Raw genomic sequence first — 25,820 nt, forward strand, 5'->3', positions numbered from 1 at the left:
AGTCCCAAGCTGACATTTTCGAGTTTACATTCTCGAGCTTAAGACGCCGCCCTGGTATTTAAGCTGGAGGTCAACTCATCAAGCACCTTTTGCTGAGCGGTTTCATCCAGGGTCGGATAAAGAGGCAGAGTCAATATCTCCTGATAAAACTGCTCTGCAGCCGGGAAATCGCCTTCTTTGAAGCCAAGAGAGAGGTAATAGGGTTGTAAGTGCACCGGGAAGTAATGCACGTGCACCTGCACGCCCCGCTCTCGCATGGTATCGAACACCTCCCGGCGCCGCCCGGCCTCCTTGAGGCGTATCATATAAAGATGACGAGCACTCACGCTACCTAGTAAAGGCTCCACACTCACAACCGGCAACTTTGCCAGCGCTTGGCTGTAATAAGTAGCCAGTAGGTTGCGCTTGCAGACAAATTCATCCAAGCGCTGGAGTTGTGAAAGCCCCAGCGCCGCCTGCAGATCTGTCATACGGTAATTGAAGCCTAAGGTATGCTGCTCGTAGTACCAGTCGCCTTCATCGGGGCGCAATAGGGTATTGGGCTCTCGACTGATCCCATGACTGCGAAAAAGCGTCATCTTATCGGCCAATACCTGACTCTTGGTCAGTGCCATTCCGCCTTCGGCGCTGGTAATTATCTTGACCGGATGAAAGCTGAAAACCGTGATGTCCGAAAACTCACAGCTACCAAGCTTCTGCCCCCGATAACTGCCACCGATACCATGGGAGGCATCTTCGATGATCTTGAATCCATACGCTTTACCCAGCTCGGCGATAGCAGCCATATCACAGCTGTGACCACAGAGGTGAACCGGAATAACCACCTTGGGTAGAGCACCTTCTCGTTTAGCCTGCTCCAGCTTGGCCTTTAACGCCTCAGGGCACATGTTCCCGGATTCGGGATTGACATCAACAAAGTCCACTTTCGCGCCGCAGTACAAGGCACAATTGGCAGAAGCCACAAAGGTAATGGGGGATGTCCACACCCTGTCGCCTGGCCCGACATCGAGTGCCAGGCAAGCAATATGTAGAGCCGATGTGGCGCTGTTTACCGCAACGGCGAATTTGCCGCCAGTATAGTCACATATCGCCTGTTCAAACGCCGGCACCTTGGGGCCCTGTGTCAGCCAGTCGGATTGCAAAACTTCAACGACAGCATCAATATCGTCTTGGCTGATATTCTGTTTGCCATATGGGATCATACATCTGCATCCAGCTTGACTATTTCATCCCCGACCAGAAAATGAGGGTTGGTTCCCGAGTTATATTCAAATCCCATTGCTACCGGCTGCCCGGTCTCCCCAAGCGCATTGGTACAAAAGTCGATTTCACGGCCAAAGAACCGGATGCTTGGCGTGATAACAAAGTGATCATCAAACTCCAGGGTATGATGAGAGTCATCTGCAGGACACATGATTTCGTGCATTTTCTCGCCGGGACGGATACCGATAACATCATGCTCCAGGTGCGGAGCATAAGCCTTGGCCAACTCGGTAATACGCACAGAAGGAATTTTGGGCACAAAGATCTCTCCGCCCTGCATCCGCGCAAAGTTCTTCAGCACAAAATCTACCCCTTGCTGCAGGGTGATCCAAAAGCGGGTCATCTCCGGATGGGTTATCGGCAAGGACTCGGCGCCATCGGCAACAAGCTTCTTGAAAAACGGCACCACAGAGCCCCGGGACCCCACCACATTGCCATAACGCACCGCTGCAAAACGTGTTTTGCTGCTGCCGACTATGTTATTGGCAGCAATAAACAGCTTATCGGAGGCCAATTTGGTGGCACCATAGAGGTTGATTGGACTGGCCGCCTTATCGGTCGAGAGCGCGATCACCTTCTTCACTTTATTGCTGATCGCCGCCTTAATTACATTCTCTGCGCCATGGATATTGGTCTTGATACATTCCATCGGATTGTATTCAGCAGCCGGCACCTGTTTCATCGCTGCTGCATGAATCACATAGTCCACATCCTGCATCGCCTGCATCAAACGGTCACTATCGCGCACATCGCCGATAAAGTATCGCATGCAGGGATCATTAAACTGCTGCTGCATCTCGAACTGCTTGAGCTCATCACGGGAAAAGATAATTAAACGCTTGGGTTTGTAGCGAGCCAGCAGAGTTCTGGTGTATTTCTGTCCGAAGGAACCTGTCCCACCAGTAATAAGTATTGTTTGGTTGTTGAACATATATTATCCAGCCCTCTGCTTTTACGCTGACGATAAACCTGAATGGCTTTACGTCATCCTCTTATCCCGGTCAATATACAAAATCTGAGCCAAACCAAGCTATTAACCAACAACTTAAAGTATGCACAGTATAGGTTTCATTGTATAACAAAAACTTAGGAGACAAAGTCAAAAGCCGATTTTCAATACAGAGATCACTTCACCTCTTTGAAAACTGGCACATATCTTGAGATTATGGACTCAAGCACAGTAAAACGTCAGACAATTGGCGTCCAAGCCATCAGGGGCCCAGATGCAAAGCACTCCATCAGCCATGCTCAATACCTTTACCGTTAGCCGTTTCAACGAAACCTACCTGCCTGCGATCAACCGGCAGATGTTTGAACAATTCGACTCGGCAAGCCAATATCGCAATAAATTCGCCAAGCAATTAACGGCTGAAGACACCCTTTACATCTTCACCGGCATGGATTCCGGCTTGTTGGCCAACTATATACTGTCTATGGAGCTTCCAGCCGGAAGCCGCTTTATCTTCGTCGAACTGCCGGAAGTGTTGAGCCTACTCAATATTGACCTTCCAGATTCACTCAAGAGTAAGTTATGGATCACTACAGAAGCCGAATTGCCCGAGATACTCAAACAAGCCGGTAATGATATTTGTATCGCCAAAGGCCAATACCGCCATTACCACTCTATGGCCGCAGCAGCCGAGACGCTTCCCGAGTATATTTTGCTAAAAAGTGCTATTGCACAGGCATTGGATCACGAACGTTTCAATCAAGGTGTCAACTACAACCAGAAAGAGTTTGTACAGCGGCAACTGGAAAATGTCTGCGATAACCACTCTCCGGTAGAAATACTGCGAGGGCATTTTGAAGGGGAAACCGCCATTATAGTCGCGGGCGGCCCTTCAATGGACTTACAGCTCGATTGGCTCAAGGCCAATCAACAGAGAATGACCATATTCGCGGTTTCCCGCATTGCTGCCAAGCTCATCAATCACGGGATAAAACCTGACATAGTAGTGACAGTGGATCCGCAGGCATTCAGCTTTGATGTCAGTAGAGAGATGATGCAATATCCCGAAGATTTTCTCCTGGTTCATTCTTACCACGCCCACCCTTGGATAGTGGGCCAATGGGCCGGGGAAAATCTCTATCTGGGTGACCGCTTCCCCTGGCAAACCCATCACAGCAATATCATCACCAAAGGCCCAACTGTTACCAACAGTTCATTATTGCTGGCAATAGAGATGGGCTTTAGCCAAATACTGTTTACCGGCATGGATCTGTGTTACTCAAGGCATGGCGTTTCCCACGCATCCGGCACCCAGGAAGCGAAATTGGGTCCCAGCCTTGGGCATATGTGTGAATGGGTGGAGACCTACAGCGGCTATCTGGCAGAGACCCCTCTTCAGTTACTCCATGCCAGGCAGGCGATTGAAGATGAAATCGCCGCCCATCCCCAGCATGAATATATAAACCTTTCCGAGGACGCCGCCAGAATAGCGGGCATTGGTTTTTGCTCTCACGAGAACATAAAACTACCACAGCGCAAAAAACCCTTGTCAGAGCGGTTTTCAAGCTCAAACTTGAAACAAGTAAATAAGAAAGCCGATCTGCAACTGTGTTTTCAACAACTCGAACAAGCCAAGCAAAAGTTGACCCGAATTGAAAACCTTACCCATAAGGCATTCAAAGCCTGTCAGGCTGAAATCAATTCAAAAAACCCTTCGAACAAACTGTTAAAACAACTGCAGACCACAGAGGCCAAACTCAACAAAGACTTCAGTGACATGGCTCAACTGATCAAGTTTTATGGTTACCGGGAATTTTCAGCATTTCTAACCGCTCGCAGCAGCGACGAGTGGACTCAAACCCAAATGCAGCAGATGAACCTGGACTACTACCAGGCTTATTGTGTCATTGCCAAGCACTTGGGCGGGCTTGTTGACAGCGCCTTAACCCGGGTGAAATCCCGTCAAGAAGAACTCAGCCCGGATACCAAACTCGAGTCACTGGCCAAGCAGTGGCAGCAGGATAACACCCCAGGCAGAGTGCATATTTGGCGGCAAAACCATCAAATACGGCCTCAGGAACAAACTCTGGCCGATGAACTCGATAAGAACTTCCACGGGATGTTGACTACTGCACGCCAAGTTTATCGCGACGTCTTGGCCGACAGTAATACTCAGGACAGAATATTTGACAAGATAATGCTGTTTAAGAGTCAACGGCATCAACACGGTCTGCAGCAAATGGTGAATAACCTCGAATTCGTACTGCCGGAAAAACCCGAGCTCAAACGCCTCTATTGGCTGGCCAAGGCCAATTTGGAAGTACTTAAACAAGCCCCTGAACAAGCGCTGCATGCACTGCAACAGATAGATCAGCAACAAATAACCGAAACCGAGCTCAGAATGATTTCAGTGCTGGCGCTGCAGCTCAACATGCTGCCTCTGGCCGAAACCACTCTGGCGGAATTAAGCCACTTGAATGACAGTTTTCTGCCGCAATATGCCCACGTTTTACGTCTCAGTGGTAAAGGGCAACAGGCACTGGAAACCTATCTGGATTATCTAGGTAAATATCCGCAGGATCTGCAGGTATGGCTGAAGTTAGCGCAGTTCATGCAGGCAGTGCAGCAGGATGAAGCCGCAGTCACGGCGTTTCATAAAGTACTGGAGCTTGACCCGGATAATCTCAGCGCCAAGCAGGGATTAACTGAACTGCAAAACAGAAACTAAACGCCAAAGGCCGTTTCCTGCGGCCTTTCTTTTCCCCTTTCGCCACCGTTATAATGCCCCGGCAATTAAGCGCAGTTCCGGAGAACAAAACTTGAATCACAGCTATATTCCACTCGATCAGTATCGCCGCAAATGGATCTTCAACCATAAGGATCTGCCGGTCAGCGACCAGGACAAGGCGGCCATATTGCCACTGGATCAGAAGAGTGCCATGGAAGTGTGGAATCGCTGGATAAGCAATAAGAGCAGCTGCGCCGAGGATTTTACCAAGGGCGACTGGGCCAGCCGCAGTTCCACCTGGCATCAAACGGAATACTGGCAAAGCCATTGGGACAGTGAAGACAACAGCCTGCCGGAACCTCTGGCCGAATTTATCGACTGGCCGGCGGATGCCCCTGTATATTTCTGTTATGAAAAGTATCAGGTGATCCAAACATGCTGGGAAGTCTTCGCCCGGAACTGGAAATGCTTTCTATTTTTCGACGATGGTCCCTTACTGATAAGCCCCAAACACAAGCAAGCCGTCTGGTTCAGTCAGGATGGCAACTTCAAAATGGGCCTACGCGGATAGTTTTGACAAGCGTTCAATCAACAATAAAACCCTTGTTAGTTCATTAAGATACAAGCGACCAAGAGAGCAAAATGAAAAAAATAGCCTTAACCGCCCTGCTGTTGGGATTGTCTCTATCCACCACAATCAATGCCCGCGAAATTGCCGGTGAAAATATCCCGGAAACCCTCAGCATTCAGGCAGCAACCCCGCTTAAGCTCAACGGTGCCGGGGTACGCAGCAAGTTCTTTATGGATCTCTACATTGGGGGGCTCTATCTGTCTGCTAAGGCGACTACCACAGCCGAGGTATTGGAGCAGCCACAGGCAGCAGTCAGCTTAAAGATAGTCTCGGGTCTTATCACCGCAGATAAGATGCGCTCGGCGATTACTGAAGGCTTCGATGACGCAACAGGCGGTAAAACTGAGGCCATACAGGCCGATATCGACCGTTTTATGAGCCTGTTTCAGGAAGAGATCAAAGAAGGCGATACCTTTCTCCTGTATACCAGCCAGGAAAGTGGTGTCAGTGCCTATAAGAACGGTGAATTGCAGGACACCATCGCCGGGGAAAACTTTCGCCGCGCGCTGCTGAACATTTGGCTCGGCGATGAACCGGCCCAGAGCAGCCTGAAAAAGGCGATGCTGGCTAACTGAGCCTCTGAATGAATTTCCCGGGCCAATAGCTTAGCGAATGACCCGGTTTAATCGATGAAACTTGCCCGCTCATGCGGGCAAGTCAATCAAAAACTATAGCTGAGATGGATAGCGCCGGCCAGATAGTTATCCAACTCTCGCTTGATCTCCGGCTCGCTCAACTCAAGCTCGGGGTTGATGAAGTAACCCACATAGGCGTTGAGATTGAACCCTTGTCCCAACTGCCAGCCCAAACGGGCGAAGCTGCTGATTTCCGTCAGCTCCAGTGTCTGTTCGTTTTCCCCCACCAAAATCCGCTCAGTCCGATGAGATGACCCCAACCCCAGCTCCATCTCAGGCGAAATCCGATAACTGAACTCTATCCCGGCCGGACCGGTAAAACCTGCCTGAAAGGGGTTGCCCACCCGCCATCTGTCACTGAGTTGCCAATCGATAAGCAAGTAAGGAACTGTTCTTACCTCACTGATATCATTGAGATAAGCAACCCCAAAACCCAACATGTTACCCGAATCAAACCTGTGAACCGCGCCGGCGATGACACCATAGCTTCTGGCATCAGAAGAGGAAACATCATCACTGTAAGCATACTGCAACTGAGGCGCCAGCATCAGACTCCAATGCCGGTTCAGGGTATATCTCAGGCTGACAGAAGCCGAGTAACGCTGGGCCGAGTCAAACTGACTGGCAGCAAAAGCCATATCACTGGCGCCATTGGTTGGCAAAGCAGAGAAATCCCAATCCAGTTTGTCATAGCCAAGGCTGACACCCAGACCCCAACGTTCATCCAGTTGCCAATCTCCGCGCGCGCCCAGAAGATAGCTGCGGCGTCCCAGCTCTCCGCCACCGTCAATATCCGTATCGGCATTTTCAATGGCCGCCAGGCTCAGGGTATAGCGGGAGGTTGGTGCCTCTGCGGCCAATAAGCCAGTGCTGGCACTCATAGCGCCCAATAAGATAAATGCGGCCGTTTTTTTCATTTCATGTCCTTTTGCCGTTCAAAGAAAGCCCAATTATAACAGTACGCTATTCCAACCTATGCGCTTTGAGAAACAATCCCGCCGTTTCAATGCAATAATCCCTGTGTTGCGCCTCGAGTTGCCCTGTATCCAGCCCCAACTCTTTTCTGAGCCGCAGCTCACCAAACAACATTAGGCTCAGCCTCACCGCGGCCTGACGCTTGTTGCCGAAGTGATACCCGCCATGACGCTCAACCTGGGTAAAGAAATCCACCAACAGACCCAACATGTACTCGGGTCCGGCATCGAAATAAAGCTGCGCCGGTTCTGGATGAGTATCCACCTGGGAAACACAGGCGCGATAAACCGTAATGGCATCTTCGCTGACGATCAGCTCACCAAAATACTCAGCAAACACTGCCAGCGCCTGCTCCGGCCGGGCAGCGTCGGCCAACAGCACTTCAGCAATCTGGCGAACCACGCACTTGGATTCAATGGCCGCCACAAACAGCTCATCCTTACAACCAAAATGAGCGTAAACCGTTTGCTTCGACACCCCGGCGGTTTTAGCCACTTCATCCATGCTGGTATTGGGAAACCCTTGAGCGCAGAAGAGCTCGATTGCGGCTTCCAGTATCTGAGCCCTCTTCTGTTCACTACGACTTAATTGCTGAGTATTCATATCGTTATAACTAGTACCTAATTCGGCAACGCCTTGGAATGCATTAGACCACAAAATAGACTAGACAGTCCAGTTCTACCAAACTAGACTAGTAAGTCCATTTTAACCTATCAATAACAATTGTCAGTCAAAGCAGGGAGAGGACGTTGCAACAGACCATCAAGGACGCCGGAAAACCCAAGGTACCCCGGCCTGAAACCAAATACGTCAGCCACAGGAGCCTGGGCAGCGGTGCGCTGGTTGCCACCCTCACTTTGTTATTATCTCTATCCGCCTGCCAACCGCAGCCATCTGAGCACAGTGAAACCAAACCCCCAGTGGTCAACAGTGCCAACCTTGTGTTAAAGCCAGGTTACACCAAGCTGCAGCAATTCAGTGGCAGCGTGCGAGCCGGCAATACCACAGGCATAGGTTTCGAACTCGCAGGCAAGTTGCAAAAACTCCTGGTAGATACAGGTGACAGAGTTAAACCCGGACAATTGTTGGCACAGTTGGATACCAGCTTGCTGGAAGCCGAGCAGACCGAATTACAGGCAGCACTGGATCAGAATCAGGCCGATATCTCGCTGGCCCGGGCAACGTTGAAACGCTCACTGGAGCTCAGTGCCAAACAATATCTTTCCGAGCAGCAACTCGACGAGCTCAAAGGCAAGCTGGCCAGCCTGGAAGCTGGGCACGCCAGGCTGGAAGCCTCACTGAAGGCCAATGAGCTTAAGCGGCAGAAATCGCTTCTCATCGCCCCCTTTGCCGGTGTGATAGCCGCAAGAGAGCATAATCTCGGCGAAGTCATCGCCCTGGGCAGCCCGGTATTTACCCTGGTGCAGAGCGACAATCTGCAGGCACTGATAGGTGTGCCGCTGAATATTGCCGAGCAGTTGCAACCGGGAGCCATTCTCAGTCTCAGAGTTGCCGAACACTACTATCAGGCCCAACTGCAAGGGATCAGCGGCCAAATCAATCCCGTCACCCGCACAGTGCAGCTCAGGTTCAGCATCACCCCCACATCGGAAACGACACCTATCAATGGCGAACTGGCTTATTTGCAATACCGCCGTGAAGTTCCCCGTGAAGGCTACTGGGTTCCGGTATCGGCGCTCACCGACGGTATTCGCGGTCTGTGGAATCTGTACGTGCTCAAGCAAGATGTCGAAGGGTTTAAACTGCAGCGCCGCGATGTGGAAATTCTCTATACCGAAGGCGACAACGCCTTTATTACCGGTGCCATCAGCCCGGGAGAGCAGTTTGTCACCACAGGCCTGCATAAACTGGTTGCCGGGCAAAGAGTCTCACCGGGAGCGGCATTGACCGCAAGAGGTGGGCAATGAACGCTGTTATCAAGGCTTTTGTCGAGAATGGCCGCCTCGCCAGCCTGTTGATAGCCCTGTTGCTGGTTGCCGGGCTCGGCGCCATTTCCAGCCTGCCACGCACAGAAGACCCCCATATCACCAACCGCTTTGCCTCTGTGATCACCAGCTATCCGGGCGCTTCCGCCGAACGGGTCGAGGCACTGGTGACTGAAGTACTGGAAAATGAGCTTAGGCGACTTGAGGAACTCAAGCTTATCCAGTCCACCTCAAGACCCGGGGTCTCGGTGATTCAACTCGAGCTCAAAGATAACGTCATAGAAACCGAGCCGGTCTGGTCGAGAGCCAGAGATCTGCTGGCCGACAGCAGCGGCCGCCTGCCACAGAGTGTCAATCCGCCGGTACTGGACGATCAACTGGGTTACGCCTACACCGCCATCATAGGCCTGGGATGGCACGGCGGCGGAGAAGCGCGCCCCGACATTCTCAGCCGTTACGCCAAAGAGTTGCAAAGCAAACTGCGGCTCTTGAGCGGCACAGACTTTGTCAAACTCTATGGCGCGCCGACGGAGGAAATTCTGGTAACGCTGGATGGAGAGCGTATCAATCGTCTAGGACTGACACCGGGAGCCGTTGCCGGAATTCTCAATCAGGCCGATACCAAGGTGTCGGCCGGTGAAATCAACAACCAGAGCTTCCGGGCGTTGGTGGAAGTTTCCGGTGAACTGGACTCGCTGGAGCGTATCCGCCAGGTGCCGCTGAAGACCGACAGTTTCGGGCAACTGATCCGCCTTGGCGATATCGCCGTTATCAGCCGCCAGCCCAAGGATCCGCCGGATAATCTGGCGCTGCTGGACGGTGAGCCCGGCATCATGGTGGCCGCCCGCATGCTCAACAACACTCGGGTGGATATCTGGAGTGAACAAGTCCGCCAGGTTGCGGCCGAGCTGGAACAAGGCTTCCCTGCCAATATCCGCATGCAATGGCTGTTTGAGCAAGAGGGGTATACCAATGAGCGTCTGCAGGAGTTGCTCGTCAACCTGCTGCAGGGGTTTGTGCTCATTCTCCTGGTGCTACTGGTGACTGTCGGCATGCGCAATGCGCTTATCGTCGCCTTGTCGCTGCCACTGACAGCACTGTTTACCCTGGCCTGCATGAAGTTTACCGGCCTGCCCATTCATCAGATGTCGGTCACCGGCCTGGTAGTGGCACTGGGGATCATGGTGGATAACGCCATTGTGATTGTCGATGCCATTGCCCAGCGTCGCCGCGAAGGCATGAGCAAGCTGCAGGCGGTCAATGCCACCATCAGGCACCTGTGGCTGCCGCTCGCCGGCTCCACCATCACCACCATGCTGGCATTCGCGCCGATAGTGCTGATGCCGGGCGCCGCCGGCGAGTTTGTCGGTGGCATTGCCATTTCGGTGATCTTTGCCCTGCTCGGCTCCTACCTCATCTCCCACACCCTGATAGCCGGTCTCGCCGGACGCTTTAGCCGCGCCAGGGACAACAACCGCTGGTACCACCACGGAGTGAATCTGCCAAGGCTTGCCAGAGCCTATCGCCAGACTCTGCAACTGGCGCTTGATTACCCGAAAACTGCCGCGCTGCTGATTGGTATCTTGCCGCTGACAGGCTTTGTGGCCTCCGGGCAGATGACAGAGCAGTTTTTCCCGCCATCGGACAGAAACATGTTCCAGCTGGAGCTCTACCTCTCGCCCCATGCCAGCCTGGCGAGAACAGAGCAGAGAGTCAAACAACTCGATAGTGAGCTGCGCAGTACTGACGGCATAGAAAGCGTCAATTGGGTCATAGGCGGGAACGTGCCCTCCTTCTACTACAACCTGACTCAAAAGCAGCAAGGCGCCAGCCAATACGCCCAGGCAATGGTAAGAACCCGCGACTTTCGTACCGCCAATCGCTTAATCCCCGAGTTGCAACAGCGGCTGGATAAGGACTATCCGGATGCGCAGATCCTGGTGCGTAAACTGGAGCAGGGCCCTCCCTTCAACGCCCCTGTGGAGTTGAGGCTTTATGGCCCCAACCTCGATAGGTTGGCCGAGCTTGGGGATGAGGTGCGTCGAATGTTGGCCGAGACCCGGGATGTGATCCACACCCGGGCAACCCTGAGCCCGGGGGCGCCCAAGGTGTGGCTGCAGCTCGATGAAGATGCCAGCCTGATGGCCGGCCTGAGTCTGGGAGAAATCGCCTCGCAGATTCAGATGTCCACCACAGGCATCACAGGCGGCAGCCTGCTGGAGCAAACCGAATCGCTGCCGGTGAGAGTCAAGCTGGGTGCCGGTGTCGGCGAGCAGCAATCCAGGCTGTCACAGATAAGTCTGCTGTCGCCCAACGGTGAGTCGATTCCACTTTCGGCCGTGAGTCAAAGCCATGTCAATGCCAGTCGCGGCGCCATTCCTCACTATAATGGCCAGCGGGTCAATATTCTCGAAGCCTATATCGCCTCTGGCGTGCTGCCGCAAAAAGTGCTGGAGCGAGTCAAACCCAAACTGGCCGAGCTTAAACTGCCCGCATCCTACCGAATAGAGATAGGCGGTGAGAGTGCCAAACGTGATGAAGCCGTGGGTAATCTGCTCTCCAATATCGTCTTGGTGATCGCCGCATTGCTGACAGTGCTGGTACTCTCTTTCAACTCCTTCAGGCTGACGGGAATCATTCTGCTCAGCGCCCTGCAATCGGCGGGGCTCGGGCTGCTGGCGGTCTGGGCTCTGGGTTATCCCTTTGGCTTTACCGTGATAATAGGTCTGCTGGGCTTGATGGGCCTGGCTATCAATGCCGCGATAGTGATCCTGGCCGAACTCGAGTCCGAGCCTATGGCACGCGCCGGCGACACCGAAGTCATTCTCGCCGGGGTGATGAGTTGCAGTCGTCATATAGGTTCAACCACCATCACTACAGTAGGTGGCTTTCTGCCACTTATTCTGGGTGGCGGCGGTTTTTGGCCCCCCTTTGCCATAGCCATTGCCGGAGGCACGGCACTGACCACCCTTTTGTCTCTGGTTTGGGTACCTGTGGTCTACTCTCTATGGCTGAAACCTCGGCCCGAATGCTCCCGCGATTTGGCAATGGCGAACCAATATTGATCAAAAAAGGCACACCCTAACGGGTGTGCCTGAAGATCCAACGAGGATCAAGGGAGCGGCGTTAAAACGCCTGACGGAAGCCAGCCCAGTAGGTTCGACCCCGAATATCGTACAGGTTGGAGTTATAGCTGCCGTCGTAGGCCAGCACTGGGTCCTCATCGGTGAGGTTGGTTACCCCCAGCGACAAGCTGTTGTTCCAGGGCAAGGTATAGGTGTAACTGAGGTTGTGATACCAGATACTGTCGAGTTCATAGAGCTTGCCGTCATCAATAGTTTGCCCCGTCGCCGGATCCCAACTGTCATCAAGAACATCCCAGCTGGTTTGACTACCGATAAAATTACTGAAATAGCTGACGGCATGGTCGCCATAGTTCCAGTCCAGCGTCAGATTCAATCTGTCCTCCGGGGTGCCCTCTCGCCCGGCGACATCATCCCCCAGCACCTGTTCTCCGGCGCTGGCATAGGTATAGGTATACTTGAAGTAGTGTGACCAGCCGAGGCCCAACTTCCAGTCACCAAACTCTGTTTCCAAGGTGCCACTGAAGCTGAGATCCAGCCCCTCACGCTCACTGCGGCCGAGATTGAGTTTCTGACTCTGCACATAATCGATACGGCCATTACCCAAACGGGAAATCGCAGTGCCAGGATAGATATCGCTGACATCGGGTCTGGGCTGCCCCTGGGCATCTGCCGCCTGCCAGAGTCTTGCCTGGGTGCGGACGATTTCACTGGCCGACAACTCTTCGATCATATTGGTGATCTCCAACGACCAATAATCTACCGAGACATTGAAATTGTCATTGATATCCCATACCAGCCCCAGATTGTAGGATTCAGACTCTTCGGCTTCGAGTTCCAGATTGCCGCCGGTCAGGGTCGGTGCATTGTCGGTGCGGCTGCAAGAATCGATATCTTCCTGATTATCGTAACAACTCAGGTAGTTGGTAATATCGCCATAGCTTTCGCTGGTGCCCTGATAGAGATCCGACAGAGTCGGCGCTCTGAATCCTGTGCCCCAGGATGCCCTCAACATCAAGGACTCCAGCGGCCGATAACGCAGCGACAACTGGGGGTTGAAGGTACCGCCGAAATCCGAGTAGTCATCGTAGCGCCCGGCCAGATTCAACTCCAGCGAGTCAAACAGTGGCAGCATAAACTCGAAGTAGGTAGCCCAAACTTCACGCTCGCCCTCGCCGCCACTGCCACCGTTGCCGCCGGTTATCATGCCGGCCTCGGCCAAGGCATCCACCTTGGAATCCAGTGATTCTTCACGATAGGAAGCGCCGACATACAAGGCACTGAAGCCACCGGGCAACTCAAACAAATCCATGGAAGCGCCGCCATTGATATCCAGATAGGTGGCCGTCATGCGCTTATCATAGTTGGCGGTAGCGCCACCGGGCATGGGGGAATTCGGGTCTCTGGGATCCCAGCCGACAAAGCTGTTGCTGTTTGTGTCCCAATGACCGATAAGATCTGAGCTGGCGCCCTTGAGTTGATAGCCAGTCCCCCAAGTGAAGTTGCTGTATTTATTATAGTTGAATGCAAGATCCCAACTGATAAAGTCGGCAGTGCCGTTGAGCGCCAGCAGATAGTCAAAGATGTTGTCATGATGCTCGGCGACCCTGTCACCCGCGGTATCGAAGCGAAAGTTCATTCCGGCAGAAGGGTCGGCCATCAGCTCAACCAACTCGAGCCCCTCGGCTGTGGTATAGGCGGGTAAACCGTTGGGAATGCTGATCCAGGCCGGGACCGGCGCCGAAATATCCCGGGTTTCATTGGCTGCCCAATAGGCTCTGGCAGTCAGTTGCAGCGAATCACTCAGCTCATAGGTATAGTGCAACAGCGTATTGTTGCGGCTCTGATCCACTGTAGTGGCTGCGGCCTTGGTATAGTCATAGGCGCACAGGGTATCGCCGGGATAATCGCTGTCGTTCAGCACACCGACAAACTTGTCACCATAAACATCGGCGCAACCTCTGTCACTGTTGGCAAAGGGAGCCGAATAAACCCAGTTTCCTGCCGCCCCTTGGGTCAGCACCCTGCCGGTGGGCGAAATATTGACCCAATCCTGATAGTCGGATGCATCGCCACCCGGTACCACAAAGGGTTGGGTAAACCAGCGCTGCGACTGCATGATGGGTTTCTGCTCATAGTGTTCAAAGGTGAACACCAGGTGGCCCTTATCGGAATTGAGTCCACCGGTGAGCGACAGATTGGAGGAATCACCGCCTTCATTGCTGGGCCTGTCCATACGACCGTCGAGCTGGATACCCTCGAAGTCCTTCTTGAGAATAATATTGACCACACCGGCAATGGCGTCTGTACCGTAAATCGCCGAGGCGCCGTCTGTCAGTATCTCAATTCGCTCGACCGCCGCCATGGGAATAGTATTGATGTTGGCCGCGCCGCCATCCAGCACAGGGGACTTGGCCATACGTTTGCCATCCAGCAGCGTCAACGTATTGAAGGCCGAAGCCCCTTTGAGTTGTACCGTGGCCTGGGAACCCCAACCATTGTTGGAACCACCGCCCCAGGAACCGAAGGCGTTGAGGTTGGAGGAACGCAAGGCATCGCCGACCGTGGCAAACCCGGACTTGGCCAGCTCATCGGCGGTGATAGTGGTGATCGGGGTCGCGCCTTCCATATCGACACGCTTAATCCTCGACCCTGTAACTTCAATCCGTTCCACCTGTTCTGCTGTGCTCTGTTCGGCCCAAGCCGATGCCGAAGCCCCCAACAGGCAGGAAATGGCGATAGCCAATGGCTGCATTCTCATACTCGTTCTCCCTTCCTCTAATATTAATCAATCAGTTAGCTCTATTTATCTTTCTACTCCCTGGCTTGCCCCACTTTTGTTTTAACCCGTAGCGGTAACAAAACCGCAACTTTTATATCACATACTTTATTTTGTATACAATATAAAGAACTAAAAACTTGCCCAAACTGTACTGCTGTAATCAAGCTTCCTCTAAAATAAAGGGGCGAGCCCATAGTTAGATTCAGGTCAAAACTTGTTTAACGTGAATGAGATAAAGTTCAACAAACCGGTCATACAGGAATAACGATAATGAATTACCGCAACTGGCCTATCGCCAAACAGATCGGCACACTGGCTTTTGTGCTGACGATTTTGGTGTTTGGCATCCTGAGTAGCATCTCCTACCTGACAGCCTCATCGACCTTGAAAGAGAAAGCGATAACCGCCATGGAGCAACAGATCCATGGGGTCGATGATCTGCTGGCATTGCAATACGAGAGCCTGTTGTCCCTGGCCCGTCGCAATGCCGATGTATTCAGGGCCATGTATCCAGGCCAATTCCATAAACCGGAAAACAAAACTGTCAGAGTCCTGGGGATAGATACCCCGGCATTGATGCATGAAAAGGAACAGCTCAACTCCTCCCGCAGTAAAGTCGACAGATATGCCAACCTCACAGGCGGGAATGCCACTGTGTTCGTTCGTGACGGCGATGACTTTCTACGTATTGCCACCTCACTGAAAAAGGCCGATGGCAGCCGCGCTCTGGGGACTTATTTGGGAACAAAACACCCGGGCTATCAAAAACTTATTCAGGGCCAGGTCTATGAGGGCTATGCCAAGTTGTTCGGCCGCGACTATATGACGGTTTACCGTCCGGTCAAGGATGTTCAGGGCTCAGTGATAGGTATTCTCTATATAGGCTTCGACATCAGTGACTCTCTGGTGCAGTTGCAGCAGTCGGTCAAACAGCTGCGCCTGGAAGAAAGCGGCAACTACCTGCTGCTGCGCCGCGCCGACAAGGTGGTAGTGGCTCATCCCAGCCTGGCTCAGGGACAAACCGTGACAGAGGCAGAGCTCGATGGCTTGCCACTCGATGAGCTGATGAACAGTGAAGGGGTCAAGGGCTATCACAACAGCAAAGGCGTGGAGATGATTGCCTACAGCGCCACCATCCCCGGCTGGAACTGGGAGCTTATCGGTCAGGTCAAAGCCGCCGAGTTGAATGAGGAAAGCCAGACTCTTTTACTGATCAATGCCCTGGTTGCCGTGATTGGTATTCTGGTGATCACCGCCCTGCTCTCTGTCGTGCTGGTACGCACTGTCAGACCACTGCAAACCTTGCAGCGCCACATGGAAAACCTGGGCAAAGGCGACTTCAGCCATGACCTGCCCAAGCTAGACAGCCGCAGCGAAAACGAAGTGGTACGGATAAGCAACAGCGTCACCGAAATGACCCAGGGACTGAAACAGCTGATCCAGGCATTGCAGGGCTCAGTACAAACTCTGGAATACCAGGCCGAACAGGCCCAGGAAGTTGCCCGTCTCAACGGCGATGAAGCCCAGGCGCTAATGGCTCAAACCGATCAGATAGCGACCGCCATTGAGGAGATGTCCACTTCGATACGCGATGTGGCCAACCACGCCGGTGAAAGTGCCAACCAGAGCCAACAGGTAGATGAAGCCTCCCGCGCCGGACACCAGCAACTGACCCAGGTGGTGCAAGGGCTGGAAACCCTCAGCAGACAGTTGAGCGAGAGCCATACCGCCGTCGAAGGGGTGGCCAAAGAGAGTGAAGCCATCAACACCATCACTGAAGTTATCAATGGCATCGCCGAGCAAACCAACCTGCTGGCACTGAACGCAGCCATCGAAGCCGCCCGCGCCGGCGAACAAGGGCGCGGTTTTGCCGTGGTGGCCGATGAAGTGCGCACTCTGGCAAGCCGCACTCAGGCATCGATTTCGGAAATCGGCCAGACCATCACCTCACTGCAGGCCAAGGTCAAGGACACGGCTACACGCATGGATCAGAGTCATCAGTTGGGTAATCGCTCCGCCGAGCAGGGAGAGGAAGCCAACAATCAGTTGACCGCCATTGCCCAGCGAATTGCCGATCTGGCGGTATCTGTCAGCAGTATTGCCAGTGCCACAGAGCAGCAAAGCGCAGTGGCCGATGAAGTCACCCGTAATCTGCACCAGATAACCGATCTGGCCCGCGAAGGCGATATCCGCGCCACAGAAACCGTCAACTCCGCCAGAGAGTTGACCGAGCTGGCCGCCGCCTTGAAGAAACAGATAAGTATATTCAGAGTGTAACAAGTAAAAAGGCGCCCAAGTGGCGCCTTTTCATATCCTGCGGCAACGCTTAACGCTGATCCAATTGCGGTAAAGGCACCGCCTTCATCAGCACTTCGGTGGTAAATTTGTCATTGTTGATCACAGGGTATCTGTCATAGGTCTGGAATATCACTCGCCCCTGATACTGGATCATGGCCACCACACCATAGTTGACATTGGACTCAACGGTTTCCGCCGGCAAAATGAATTTGAACGGCACCGGCGCCCTGGCAATATCAAAGCTCTTTTGCGCCACGATTACCCCTGGGGTATCCAAATCTATGATGGCAATTGTGATACTTGAGCCTTGAGGCAAGGCCACTCTTTCCAGGTAGCCCGCCGCCCCGTTGACGATAACCGGTGCCTTGGGGTCAACCGTAACACAGGCACCGAGAAAGACTATCCCGGCGGCAACGACCAGCCCTTTTACATATTTAATCATCTTTCATTCCCTTATTTGGCAGTCATACGTATCAGGCCTTCCTGAGTGGCCGAAGCCACCAGTTCTCCCTGTTGGTTGAAGAACTGCCCTCTCACATAACCCCGGCCACCACTGGCATTGGGGCTCTCTATGGCATACAGCAACCACTCGCCCATATTGACCGGACGATGGAACCAGAGTGAATGATCTATGGTGGCCATCCGCATCCCTGGGGTCAGAAATGACACCCCATGAGGCTGAGCTGCCGTCACCAAAAAGTTAAAATCCGAAGCGTACGCCAGCAGGTAATCGTGCATTTCATGCTCAGGCGGCAAGGCGCCATTGGCCCGCAACCAAACATGGCGTACAGGTTCAGTCGCCGCAGGTGCCACAGGGTTGAGCGGATTGACCAGACGCATCTCTATGGGGGCATCGGCCATAAACTTCTCCAGCATTTTGGCGGGCACCTTGTCTCTCATGGTCATCGCCAATTCCTGCTGATTGAGTATCCCTTCAGGGCCGGGAACCTCCGGCATTTCTGCCTGGTGGCTGAAACCCTCCTCCGGCTCCTGGAAGGAACAGGTCATGTAGAAAATCGGCCGTCCTTTCTGAATCGCCTTCACCTGACGGGCACTGAAACTGCCGCCATCACGCATGTTTTCGACTTCGTAGACTATCGGCAACTTTTCATCGCCTGCCCGTAAAAAATAGGAATGCAGTGAATGCACCTGGCGCTCTTGCGGCACAGTGCGACGGGCAGCGCTGAGGGCTTGGCCCATGACCTGACCCCCAAACACATGACCAAAACCCAGATCCTGGCTCTGGCCCCGATAAAGTCCAATTTCTATCTGTTCAAGCGCGAGCAGTGACAAGAGATCATCTAAAACCTGGCTCATAAAATTCTGTTAACTGGCTGACATATACCGCAAAGATTAACCCAGAACCGCCCTTCGTGACCAGAAGCCTTTATTCTATCTCTATATCATGCTCGGCAGCGGCCTGCCTGGCCCATTTGACGATTTGTGCCTCTCCGCTGTCGCTGAATCCCAGCGGAGTGGCCACACTCAGCTCCGGCCATGCTCTGGCCAAAAGCTCAGGCGTACAGGCGCCGGCATGAAAATAACCCGGCTCGGTTTCAGCCATTCTCACTCGGCTGATACTGCCGGCCGCCGCCAAAAGATGCTGGCCATTAGGTGCCTGTTCACTGAGCAGAAACAACCCGGCCGCCAAGGGTGCATTCACCCCAAACAGGGGTTGCACCGGCAGTGCCAGATGTTTTTCCGTCATGGGAGTGGTGACCATGGGGCAGAGGCTGTTCACGCGGATATTGTGAATACTGCCTTCACGACTGAGACTATTGGTTAATCCAAGCAAAGCCATCTTGGCACTGGCCCAGGCACTTTCGAACAGATCGCCGAAAACACCGCTGACACCGCCGAGCAGCAGGATCCGGCCATACTCCTGTGCCTTCATTCGCGACCAGAGGCCGTGACAAAGGAAGAAACTGCCATCGAGATCCACCTGCAACTGCCGTCGCCACTGTTTGGGAGTCAACTTTTCAAATGAGCAGGGATGGTGGATCCCGGCGCAGGCCACCAGCAGCTCTATGGTACCAAAGTGGTCGCAGGCTTCATGCAACACCTTGGCGACCCGCTGTTCGTCGGCAACATCACATTGCCAGGCTTTGGCATCCGCCCCCAAAGCAGAAAGCGCATTCAAGGTATCTTTACAGCTGTCGATATCCAGCAGTGCCAGGCTGGCGCCCCTTTGTGCCAATCCTATGGCAAAAGCCCGCCCCAAGCCCGAGGCGGCACCGCTGATAAGGGCTGTCCTGCCCCCAAACCCCATCATATTAACCTCTGCATTAGCATTAAGCCCATGAAATACCGGGTATTCTTTAACAATAAGAACACATAAAACCCAAGGGTAATTTGATTATGGCTGCATTTTTTTAATCCGCACGGGTACAAATGTGCGCTGACTCAAACTCTGTTAAATGCATTTATCCGATTGTGCTAACTTTCAAGTGGAAAATTGGTATCCTTAGCTTGTTTTTCCGTCTTTAACTCTGAAGAAAGGACAAGATGAACCCCTGGATTTTAGCCTCACGGCCGCGCACCTTGCCTGCGGCGATAGGACCCTTGCTGATAGGTAACATACTGGCTCTGCAACTGGAGAGCTTCAGTTGGGCCATTGCAGTGGCGTCCATGGTCTGTGCCCTGTTGCTGCAGATTGCAGTTAATCTGGCCAATGACTATTTTGATTTCAAAAACGGTATAGATACCGAGGAGCGACTGGGGCCGATAAGGGTCACCCAGAGTGGCTTGCTCGATCCGCAGAAAGTACGCAACGCGATGATTTTTTGCCTCTTGCTGGCATTGGTAGTGGGGTCTTTCCTCATTTGGCACGGAGGCTGGCCGATTGCCATCCTGGCGGCGGCTTCCATTATGGGTGCCCTGGGTTACAGCGGCGGCCCATACCCGCTGGCCTCACACGGCCTTGGCGAAGTGGCGGCCTTTATCTTCTTTGGCTTGGTAGCCGTTGTCGGCAGTTACTATCTGCAGGCCGGTGATACCAGCACCGCAGCCTGGATTTTGGGTAGCGCCGTGGGCCTGCTCAATGCCGCCATCTGCCTGGTTAACAACACCCGCGATATCTATACCGACGAGAAAGCCGGCAAGCGCACTTTGGCGGTACGCATAGGTGAGGCCCAGTCCAAGGTGCTGTATCAGGCGTTGGTTTACTTACCCTTCGGCCTGATTATCGCAGGCTTTCTGCTGGGCTTGCTGCCTGGGCTGCCTGTGCTGCTGACGGGCCTCGCGCTGCTGATGGCCCGCAGGCTGTCCAGCGATTTCACGCAAGTATCGGGCGCGGCGCTGAATCCCCTGCTGGGACGCACAGCCAAACTGACCATGATGTTCAGTGCCCTGTTCAGCTTAGGTTTGGTATTTACCATTTAACCCAGGGAAGCAATAACAAAGGCTTCCACTGCCATGCAGTTGGAAGCCTTTTTGTTGTCCGGCGATTATGTTCTGCCCGACCCGGTTTTCCCTCAATCCAGCTTAATCAGCGGCCGCTTGGGGCCACTCCAATCCAGGTGATAACGCTCGTTGGCAGCTTGGTCTATGCGCTCAAAACTATGCGCTCCGAAAAAGTCCCGTTGTCCCTGCAACAGATTGGCCGGCAGCGTCTCACTGCGATAACTGTCGTAGTAAGAAAGCGCCGATGAGATGCAGGGCACAGGCACACCAGCAAGTACCGCCTTGGCAACCGTTTGCCGCCATGCCTGCTGGCGCGCCGAAAGCGTTGAAGCAAAGCCATCGGCCAACAGTAAATTGGCTAATTCCGGCTCGCTGTCGTAGGCTGCGGCTATGGATTGCAGGAATCTGGCGCGAATAATACAGCCGGCGCGCCAAATCCTGGCGATGGCGGCAAAATCCAACTGCCATCCCTGCTCCTGAGCCTGCATCGCCATCAACTGGAACCCCTGGGCATAACAGCTCACCTTGGCGCAATAGAGTGCACTCTCCAGGCCATCAATAAAGCTTTGTTGCTCGTCCGAGGCCGCCGATTGAGTGTCTCGCGCTTCGGGACCGACCAACTTGCTGGCCAAACTCTGGCGCAGAACCTTTTGAGTGCTGATGGCGCGGGCATAAACCGCTTCTGCGATAGTGGGCGCCGGGCAACCTATCTGCAGGCTGCTGACAGCCGTCCACAGGCCAGTGCCCTTCTGCCCCGCCTTATCGAGGATCATCTCAACCAGAGGCTTGCCGCTCAATGGGTCCTGTTGCCGCAAGACCTCGGCGCTGATTTCCATCAGATAACTGGAGAGCACACCTGTATTCCAGCGCTCGAATACCTGGGCAATGGCGTAGGCATCAAGGCCCAGCACTTGGCTTAGCAAATGATAAGCCTCGCAAATCAACTGCATGTCGGCATATTCAATGCCGTTGTGCACCATCTTCACATAGTGACCGCTACCGGCCGGGCCTATGTAAGCCGTGCAGGGCTCCCCTTGGGTAACCGGGTTGCCGGGCTCAAATCGTTCCAGCGGCAATCCGGTGTCACCATCCACCTTGGCAGCTATCGCCCGCCAAATGGGAGCAACCCGCTCCCAGGCCTTGATGTCACCGCTTGGCATCAGCGAGGGCCCGAATCTGGCCCCCACCTCACCGCCGGATACGGCTGAGCTGAAGAAGATAAACTGATCGCGATAGCGCTGCTCCCGCGCTATGGTGTCTGTCCACAGGCTATTGCCCGTGTCTATGACTATATCCTCGCGCTCAATCCCGGCATCGAGCAGGGATTGGCATACGGCGTCAACCGCCGTACCGGCCGGAATGGACAACAGCAGGATGCGCGGTGTTGCTAAATTTGCCATCAAATCAGTAAGATTATTACAGCCAAACAGCAATTGTTCCCTCTCGGTCACTTCCACCTTGGCCTGGTTTTCGGCAGCGGTCACTTTGCGACTGTCCAGATCGAACGCCGCGACCCGATAGCCGTTATCTATGATATTGAGAGCGAGATTCTTGCCCATAACACCCAGGCCTATGACCCCGATGTCAGAAAGATGCTTGTGGGTTTGCATTGTTGTTAATTCCACGGGTAGCAGAGGAGCCGGCCATTTTGTGAGCAAACAGCCGGCCTTGAGTGGATTAATTATACTGATTAACGAAAGTTAATTACCAGTCACCCTTGGCGATAACCTTGTTTGAAAAACACGATTAACAGGCAAACCTCCGGGTTCAGCTGGCCAGTTTCAGCCCCAAGACACCAATAAAAATCAACAGTAAACTGCCGATTTTCATCAGGCTGGCGCTCTCGCCGAACAGCCAGATACCCACCAATGCCGTGCCCATGGCACCTATGCCAACCCAAACACCGTAAGCCGTGCCTATTGGCAATGACTTGGTCGCCAGCCCAAGCAAACCGACACTGATGGCCATGGCGCCCAAGGTCAGCAGACTCGGAGTTAACTTGGTAAAGCCCTGAGTATATTTAAGGCCTATGGCCCAACCGATTTCGAACAAACCTGCGAGGATTAAGAGTATCCAGTTCATGGACTCGTCCCTTTTTAAAAAGGGGTCGTCCCCGGTAATAGATAAGGCGCTTGCAGGGTCGTCCCTGCGGCCTGAATGATAAGGCTACATATGTAGCTTAAGTTGCAAGCCTGAATGTAAAGCTTGGATGCAACTACTTTGAATGTAACTACTTGTTGCCCAGAACGGAGCAGCGGCATCTTAGCAAAGGCCGACTAAAAGGGCAAAGTGTAAGAGGCGCGCCTTTGCAACATGAAAAACAGCTAAAAAAACGCCTGCTGACGGCAGGCGCAAAAGGAGAAAGTCAACCTCAGGCGTGCTCTTTCACCAGAGAATCGGCATAGCCCATGCGGGTCAGTGCGGTGCGTACCAGATCCAGAGTAGCGGGATCCTCTATGGTTGCCGGCGCCTTGAACTTCTGGTTGTCGGCAATTTTACGCATGGTGCCACGCAGTATCTTGCCGGAGCGGGTCTTGGGCAACTTGGGCACGGCGCTCACCAAACGGAATGCCGCCACCGGGCCTATTTCCTGGCGCACCAGAGCCACCAGCTCCTTGTGTAGCTGCTCTTCGCTCAGGGTATTACCCATCTTGAGCACCACCAACCCCAGCGGCACCTGGCCCTTGAGCTTATCTTCCACACCGATAACCGCTGCTTCAGCCACTGCCGGATGCTGACAAAGCACCTCTTCAAAACGTCCGGTCGATAATCTGTGACCGGCCACATTAATGATGTCATCGATGCGACTCATGATGTAAAGATAGCCCTCTTCATCCATATAGCCGGCATCTCCGGTGAGATAATAGCCGGGATACATGGCCAGATAGCTGTCATGGTAGCGCTTATCGTTTTGCCACAGCGTGGTCAGGGTTCCGGGCGGCAGAGGCAATTTGATCACCACATTGCCGGACTGCCCGGGAGCCACCTGCTCACCCATTTCGTCCAATACTTCCACCTGATAACCGGGCACGGCTCTGGCCGGTGACCCGGCTTTGACCTGAATAGGGGCAACCCCCATCAGGTTGGCGGCAATCGCCCATCCTGTTTCGGTTTGCCACCAGTGATCTATTACTGGCTTGGCCAGCTTCTCGGCCGCCCAGTTGAGGGTATCCGGATCACAACGTTCGCCGGCCAGAAACACATTTTTCAGGCAAGAGAGATCGCTTTGAGCTACATAGCTTGCCTCCGGGTCCTCACGTTTGATGGCACGAATCGCAGTCGGTGCGGTGAAGAAACTCTTGACCTTGTACTTGGATATGGTGCGCCAGAAAGTGCCGGGATCCGGGGTGCCCACAGGTTTGCCTTCAAACAGCAAGGTGGTGGCGCCTACCAGCAGCGGTGCGTAGACAATATAGGAGTGACCCACTACCCACCCCACATCCGAGGCTGCCCAGAAGACATCGCCTGCGTCTATGTCGTAAATAGCCTTCATCGACCAGGCCAGAGCCACGGCGTGGCCGCCATTGTCGCGCACCACACCTTTTGGCTGCCCTGTGGTGCCGGAGGTGTAGAGAATGTACAGGGGATGAGTGGCTTCGACCGCCACACAATCGGCCGGGCTCGCCTGACAGATGGCATTCTGCCAGTCATGATCCCGCCCGGGCTGTAACTCGGCCTGATACTGGCTGCGGCCGAGAATAAGGCAATTTTCCACCTTGTGCTCAGACTGTTCCAGCGCCTTGTCCAGTAATGGCTTATAAGGCACAACGCCTGAGGGTTCTATACCGCAGGAGGCAGACAACACCAGTCTGGGTTTGGCATCGTTGATCCGGGTTGCCAACTCATTGGCGGCAAAACCGCCGAATACCACTGAATGTATCGCCCCTATGCGGGCACAGGCCAGCATGGCAAACACGGTTTCCGGCACCATGGGCATATAGATAACGACTCTATCGCCCTTATTGATACCGACAGATTGCATCCAGCCCGCCAGGCGGCTCACCTGCTGCTGCAATTCGTTATAGCTGATGCCGTACTCGGTATCTGTTACCGGGCTGACATATTGAATGGCGGTCTGTTCGCCACGCCCTGCGGCCACATGCCTATCCACCGCGTTATAGCAGGTGTTGAGCATGCCACCACTAAACCAGCGGTAAAATGGCGCCTCACTCTCATCCAGCACCTGCTCCCAGGGCTGTTGCCAATCTATGGCACGGGCACACTCGCCCCAAAACTGTGTCTTGTCCTCGAGTGACGCCTTATACAGGGCTAAACCCGGATCTATCATTATCTGTCCTCCCAAAGGACGCCGTTCTGCGACGGCACTGCGTTCCCTTCCTTCCTGAGACAATTAATAGTCTTTTTTGGCCCTATCCCCAATTAGACGTTAGCCTAAAACCCTGCTCTAACTGCGCCTTTTGGCTTGCGGGCATTTTGCTGTTCATCCGCTCCGGCCTTCAACAACGATTGGAATGCAAACATAGGCATAGCGAAGGGCAGCATGTATCGCTATCTGCTGCTGTGAGATAAATGAACAGCCAACTGAAACGAGTGTTTCAATACGGGCAAAGGCCGATGGCAGCAGGGATTGACACCTCACAGTTCGCAAAATGCCACAACAAACTTTACCTTTACGTAAACTTCATATATCTTGCCAAACAAGTTCCATTTTATGGTGTTATCGATGAGCGCAAACCACAATCCACAAACCACTTACTCCATCAGTGATCTGTCAAAGGAATTTGATATCACCACCCGTAGCATCCGCTTCTATGAAGATCAGGGTCTGCTCAAACCCAGGCGTCGTGGTCAGACCCGTATCTATAGTCTCAAGGACAGAGTCAGACTGAAACTGATCCTGCGCGGCAAGCGTCTGGGCTTTTCCCTGGCGGAAACCCGCCGACTGTTTGAACTCTACGATGCCGACAAGAGCAGCCATGCACAGCTCAATACCATGTTGGCCCTGATCGAAGAGAAAAAAACCTCACTGCAACAGCAGATGGACGATATCAAGGTGGTGTTGATGGAACTCAATTCTGCCGAACTTCAGTGCCGTCAGGCGCTGGATGACATGGAGCAGGAAAGAGCCTGAGCCATTGACCAAACACCATAATAATAAAATAAAAAT

At 53.5% G+C, this 25,820-nt stretch carries 19 protein-coding genes; 8 read left to right on the forward strand and 11 right to left on the reverse strand.

What is annotated here, in order from left to right; translation table 11 throughout:
* Positions 1-38: 38 nt before the first annotated feature.
* Positions 39-1,202: a UDP-4-amino-4,6-dideoxy-N-acetyl-beta-L-altrosamine transaminase gene (gene pseC / locus ACF8D4_RS19260; RefSeq protein ID WP_392466387.1), complete on the reverse strand. Its 1,164-nt coding sequence runs from the start codon at positions 1,200-1,202 to the stop codon at positions 39-41.
* Positions 1,199-2,194, reverse strand: coding sequence for a UDP-N-acetylglucosamine 4,6-dehydratase (inverting) (gene pseB / locus ACF8D4_RS19265; RefSeq protein WP_044734046.1), 996 nt, complete (start codon positions 2,192-2,194; stop codon positions 1,199-1,201). The genes pseC and pseB overlap by 4 nt, the downstream gene beginning before the upstream one ends.
* A gap of 292 nt (positions 2,195-2,486) precedes the next feature.
* Here pseB and ACF8D4_RS19270 point away from each other — a divergent pair, with 292 nt between their 5' ends.
* The 3 genes from ACF8D4_RS19270 (at position 2,487) to ACF8D4_RS19280 (ending at position 6,146) form a co-directional block, all read left to right on the forward strand.
* A complete protein-coding gene (locus tag ACF8D4_RS19270) occupies positions 2,487-4,940 on the forward strand; it encodes a 6-hydroxymethylpterin diphosphokinase MptE-like protein (RefSeq protein ID WP_392466390.1) in 2,454 nt (817 codons plus the stop codon).
* 91 nt (positions 4,941-5,031) lie between these two features.
* The gene (locus tag ACF8D4_RS19275; RefSeq protein ID WP_045282504.1) at positions 5,032-5,511 is read left to right on the forward strand and encodes a DUF2947 domain-containing protein; all 480 of its coding nucleotides are present in this window, start codon (positions 5,032-5,034) and stop codon (positions 5,509-5,511) included.
* A gap of 71 nt (positions 5,512-5,582) precedes the next feature.
* The gene (locus tag ACF8D4_RS19280) at positions 5,583-6,146 is read left to right on the forward strand and encodes a chalcone isomerase family protein (protein WP_144134483.1); all 564 of its coding nucleotides are present in this window, start codon (positions 5,583-5,585) and stop codon (positions 6,144-6,146) included.
* Positions 6,147-6,232: 86 nt separating this feature from the next.
* On the opposite strand, the gene ACF8D4_RS19285 is transcribed toward ACF8D4_RS19280, so the two are convergent.
* Entirely contained in the window at positions 6,233-7,123 is an 891-nt protein-coding gene (locus ACF8D4_RS19285; RefSeq protein WP_144134481.1) for a DUF6268 family outer membrane beta-barrel protein, read from the reverse strand.
* A 46-nt stretch (positions 7,124-7,169) separates the two neighbouring features.
* A complete protein-coding gene (locus ACF8D4_RS19290) occupies positions 7,170-7,784 on the reverse strand; it encodes a TetR/AcrR family transcriptional regulator (protein ID WP_025009386.1) in 615 nt (204 codons plus the stop codon).
* Positions 7,785-8,020: 236 nt separating this feature from the next.
* Between ACF8D4_RS19290 and ACF8D4_RS19295 the strand changes: the two genes are divergently transcribed.
* Positions 8,021-9,109, forward strand: coding sequence for an efflux RND transporter periplasmic adaptor subunit (locus tag ACF8D4_RS19295; protein WP_037436431.1), 1,089 nt, complete (start codon positions 8,021-8,023; stop codon positions 9,107-9,109).
* Positions 9,106-12,192 carry an efflux RND transporter permease subunit gene (locus ACF8D4_RS19300; protein WP_062793297.1) on the forward strand — a complete coding sequence of 1,029 codons (3,087 nt, stop codon included), beginning with the start codon at positions 9,106-9,108 and terminating at the stop codon, positions 12,190-12,192. The genes ACF8D4_RS19295 and ACF8D4_RS19300 overlap by 4 nt, the downstream gene beginning before the upstream one ends.
* A 61-nt stretch (positions 12,193-12,253) precedes the next feature.
* Here ACF8D4_RS19300 and ACF8D4_RS19305 read toward each other — a convergent pair whose 3' ends face one another.
* Positions 12,254-14,971, reverse strand: coding sequence for a TonB-dependent receptor domain-containing protein (locus tag ACF8D4_RS19305; RefSeq protein ID WP_392466395.1), 2,718 nt, complete (start codon positions 14,969-14,971; stop codon positions 12,254-12,256).
* Between the two features lie 291 nt (positions 14,972-15,262).
* Between ACF8D4_RS19305 and ACF8D4_RS19310 the strand changes: the two genes are divergently transcribed.
* Positions 15,263-17,269 (forward strand): methyl-accepting chemotaxis protein, encoded by a 2,007-nt coding sequence (locus ACF8D4_RS19310; protein WP_144377510.1) that lies wholly within the window; start codon positions 15,263-15,265, stop codon positions 17,267-17,269.
* A 49-nt stretch (positions 17,270-17,318) separates the two neighbouring features.
* Here ACF8D4_RS19310 and ACF8D4_RS19315 read toward each other — a convergent pair whose 3' ends face one another.
* The 3 genes from ACF8D4_RS19315 to ACF8D4_RS19325 all read right to left on the reverse strand — a co-directional run bounded on the left by ACF8D4_RS19315 (position 17,319) and on the right by ACF8D4_RS19325 (position 19,562).
* Positions 17,319-17,732 (reverse strand): YbaY family lipoprotein, encoded by a 414-nt coding sequence (locus tag ACF8D4_RS19315; RefSeq protein ID WP_025889849.1) that lies wholly within the window; start codon positions 17,730-17,732, stop codon positions 17,319-17,321.
* Between the two features lie 11 nt (positions 17,733-17,743).
* Complete coding sequence (gene tesB, locus ACF8D4_RS19320) at positions 17,744-18,607, reverse strand: acyl-CoA thioesterase II (protein WP_208180961.1); 864 nt, start codon at positions 18,605-18,607, stop codon at positions 17,744-17,746.
* A 70-nt stretch (positions 18,608-18,677) separates the two neighbouring features.
* Entirely contained in the window at positions 18,678-19,562 is an 885-nt protein-coding gene (locus ACF8D4_RS19325) for an SDR family NAD(P)-dependent oxidoreductase (RefSeq protein ID WP_392466399.1), read from the reverse strand.
* Between the two features lie 233 nt (positions 19,563-19,795).
* Between ACF8D4_RS19325 and ACF8D4_RS19330 the strand changes: the two genes are divergently transcribed.
* Entirely contained in the window at positions 19,796-20,671 is an 876-nt protein-coding gene (locus tag ACF8D4_RS19330) for a 1,4-dihydroxy-2-naphthoate polyprenyltransferase (RefSeq protein ID WP_025009392.1), read from the forward strand.
* 92 nt (positions 20,672-20,763) lie between these two features.
* Here ACF8D4_RS19330 and gndA read toward each other — a convergent pair whose 3' ends face one another.
* From gndA to ACF8D4_RS19345, 3 genes are all read right to left on the reverse strand, one after another.
* Positions 20,764-22,302, reverse strand: a complete 1,539-nt coding sequence (gene gndA / locus ACF8D4_RS19335) for an NADP-dependent phosphogluconate dehydrogenase (protein ID WP_392466403.1) — start codon at positions 22,300-22,302, stop codon at positions 20,764-20,766.
* Between the two features lie 157 nt (positions 22,303-22,459).
* The gene (gene sugE, locus ACF8D4_RS19340) at positions 22,460-22,774 is read right to left on the reverse strand and encodes a quaternary ammonium compound efflux SMR transporter SugE (RefSeq protein WP_025889847.1); all 315 of its coding nucleotides are present in this window, start codon (positions 22,772-22,774) and stop codon (positions 22,460-22,462) included.
* A 289-nt stretch (positions 22,775-23,063) separates the two neighbouring features.
* A complete protein-coding gene (locus ACF8D4_RS19345; protein ID WP_392466407.1) occupies positions 23,064-24,980 on the reverse strand; it encodes a propionyl-CoA synthetase in 1,917 nt (638 codons plus the stop codon).
* A gap of 396 nt (positions 24,981-25,376) precedes the next feature.
* Between ACF8D4_RS19345 and ACF8D4_RS19350 the strand changes: the two genes are divergently transcribed.
* On the forward strand, positions 25,377-25,784 hold the full coding sequence (locus ACF8D4_RS19350; RefSeq protein ID WP_117200473.1) for a MerR family DNA-binding transcriptional regulator: 408 nt from the start codon (positions 25,377-25,379) through the stop codon (positions 25,782-25,784).
* Positions 25,785-25,820 lie beyond the last annotated feature (36 nt).

The organism is Shewanella sp. YQ_9 (genome assembly GCF_043103185.1).
Taxonomy (GTDB): Bacteria; Pseudomonadota; Gammaproteobacteria; order Enterobacterales; family Shewanellaceae; genus Shewanella; species Shewanella algae.

Excerpts from the sequence above, each read along its gene's own strand:
- pseC (WP_392466387.1), bottom strand. The coding sequence starts at position 1,202 with ATGATCCCATATGGCAAACAGAATATCAGCCAAGACGATATTGATGCT.
- pseB (WP_044734046.1), bottom strand. The coding sequence starts at position 2,194 with ATGTTCAACAACCAAACAATACTTATTACTGGTGGGACAGGTTCCTTC.
- ACF8D4_RS19270 (WP_392466390.1), top strand. The coding sequence starts at position 2,487 with ATGCAAAGCACTCCATCAGCCATGCTCAATACCTTTACCGTTAGCCGT.
- ACF8D4_RS19280 (WP_144134483.1), top strand. The coding sequence starts at position 5,583 with ATGAAAAAAATAGCCTTAACCGCCCTGCTGTTGGGATTGTCTCTATCC.
- ACF8D4_RS19285 (WP_144134481.1), bottom strand. The coding sequence starts at position 7,123 with ATGAAAAAAACGGCCGCATTTATCTTATTGGGCGCTATGAGTGCCAGC.
- ACF8D4_RS19290 (WP_025009386.1), bottom strand. The coding sequence starts at position 7,784 with ATGAATACTCAGCAATTAAGTCGTAGTGAACAGAAGAGGGCTCAGATA.
- ACF8D4_RS19300 (WP_062793297.1), top strand. The coding sequence starts at position 9,106 with ATGAACGCTGTTATCAAGGCTTTTGTCGAGAATGGCCGCCTCGCCAGC.
- ACF8D4_RS19305 (WP_392466395.1), bottom strand. The coding sequence starts at position 14,971 with ATGAGAATGCAGCCATTGGCTATCGCCATTTCCTGCCTGTTGGGGGCT.
- ACF8D4_RS19310 (WP_144377510.1), top strand. The coding sequence starts at position 15,263 with ATGAATTACCGCAACTGGCCTATCGCCAAACAGATCGGCACACTGGCT.
- ACF8D4_RS19315 (WP_025889849.1), bottom strand. The coding sequence starts at position 17,732 with ATGATTAAATATGTAAAAGGGCTGGTCGTTGCCGCCGGGATAGTCTTT.
- tesB (WP_208180961.1), bottom strand. The coding sequence starts at position 18,607 with ATGAGCCAGGTTTTAGATGATCTCTTGTCACTGCTCGCGCTTGAACAG.
- ACF8D4_RS19325 (WP_392466399.1), bottom strand. The coding sequence starts at position 19,562 with ATGATGGGGTTTGGGGGCAGGACAGCCCTTATCAGCGGTGCCGCCTCG.
- ACF8D4_RS19330 (WP_025009392.1), top strand. The coding sequence starts at position 19,796 with ATGAACCCCTGGATTTTAGCCTCACGGCCGCGCACCTTGCCTGCGGCG.
- gndA (WP_392466403.1), bottom strand. The coding sequence starts at position 22,302 with ATGCAAACCCACAAGCATCTTTCTGACATCGGGGTCATAGGCCTGGGT.
- sugE (WP_025889847.1), bottom strand. The coding sequence starts at position 22,774 with ATGAACTGGATACTCTTAATCCTCGCAGGTTTGTTCGAAATCGGTTGG.
- ACF8D4_RS19345 (WP_392466407.1), bottom strand. The coding sequence starts at position 24,980 with ATGATAGATCCGGGTTTAGCCCTGTATAAGGCGTCACTCGAGGACAAG.
- ACF8D4_RS19350 (WP_117200473.1), top strand. The coding sequence starts at position 25,377 with ATGAGCGCAAACCACAATCCACAAACCACTTACTCCATCAGTGATCTG.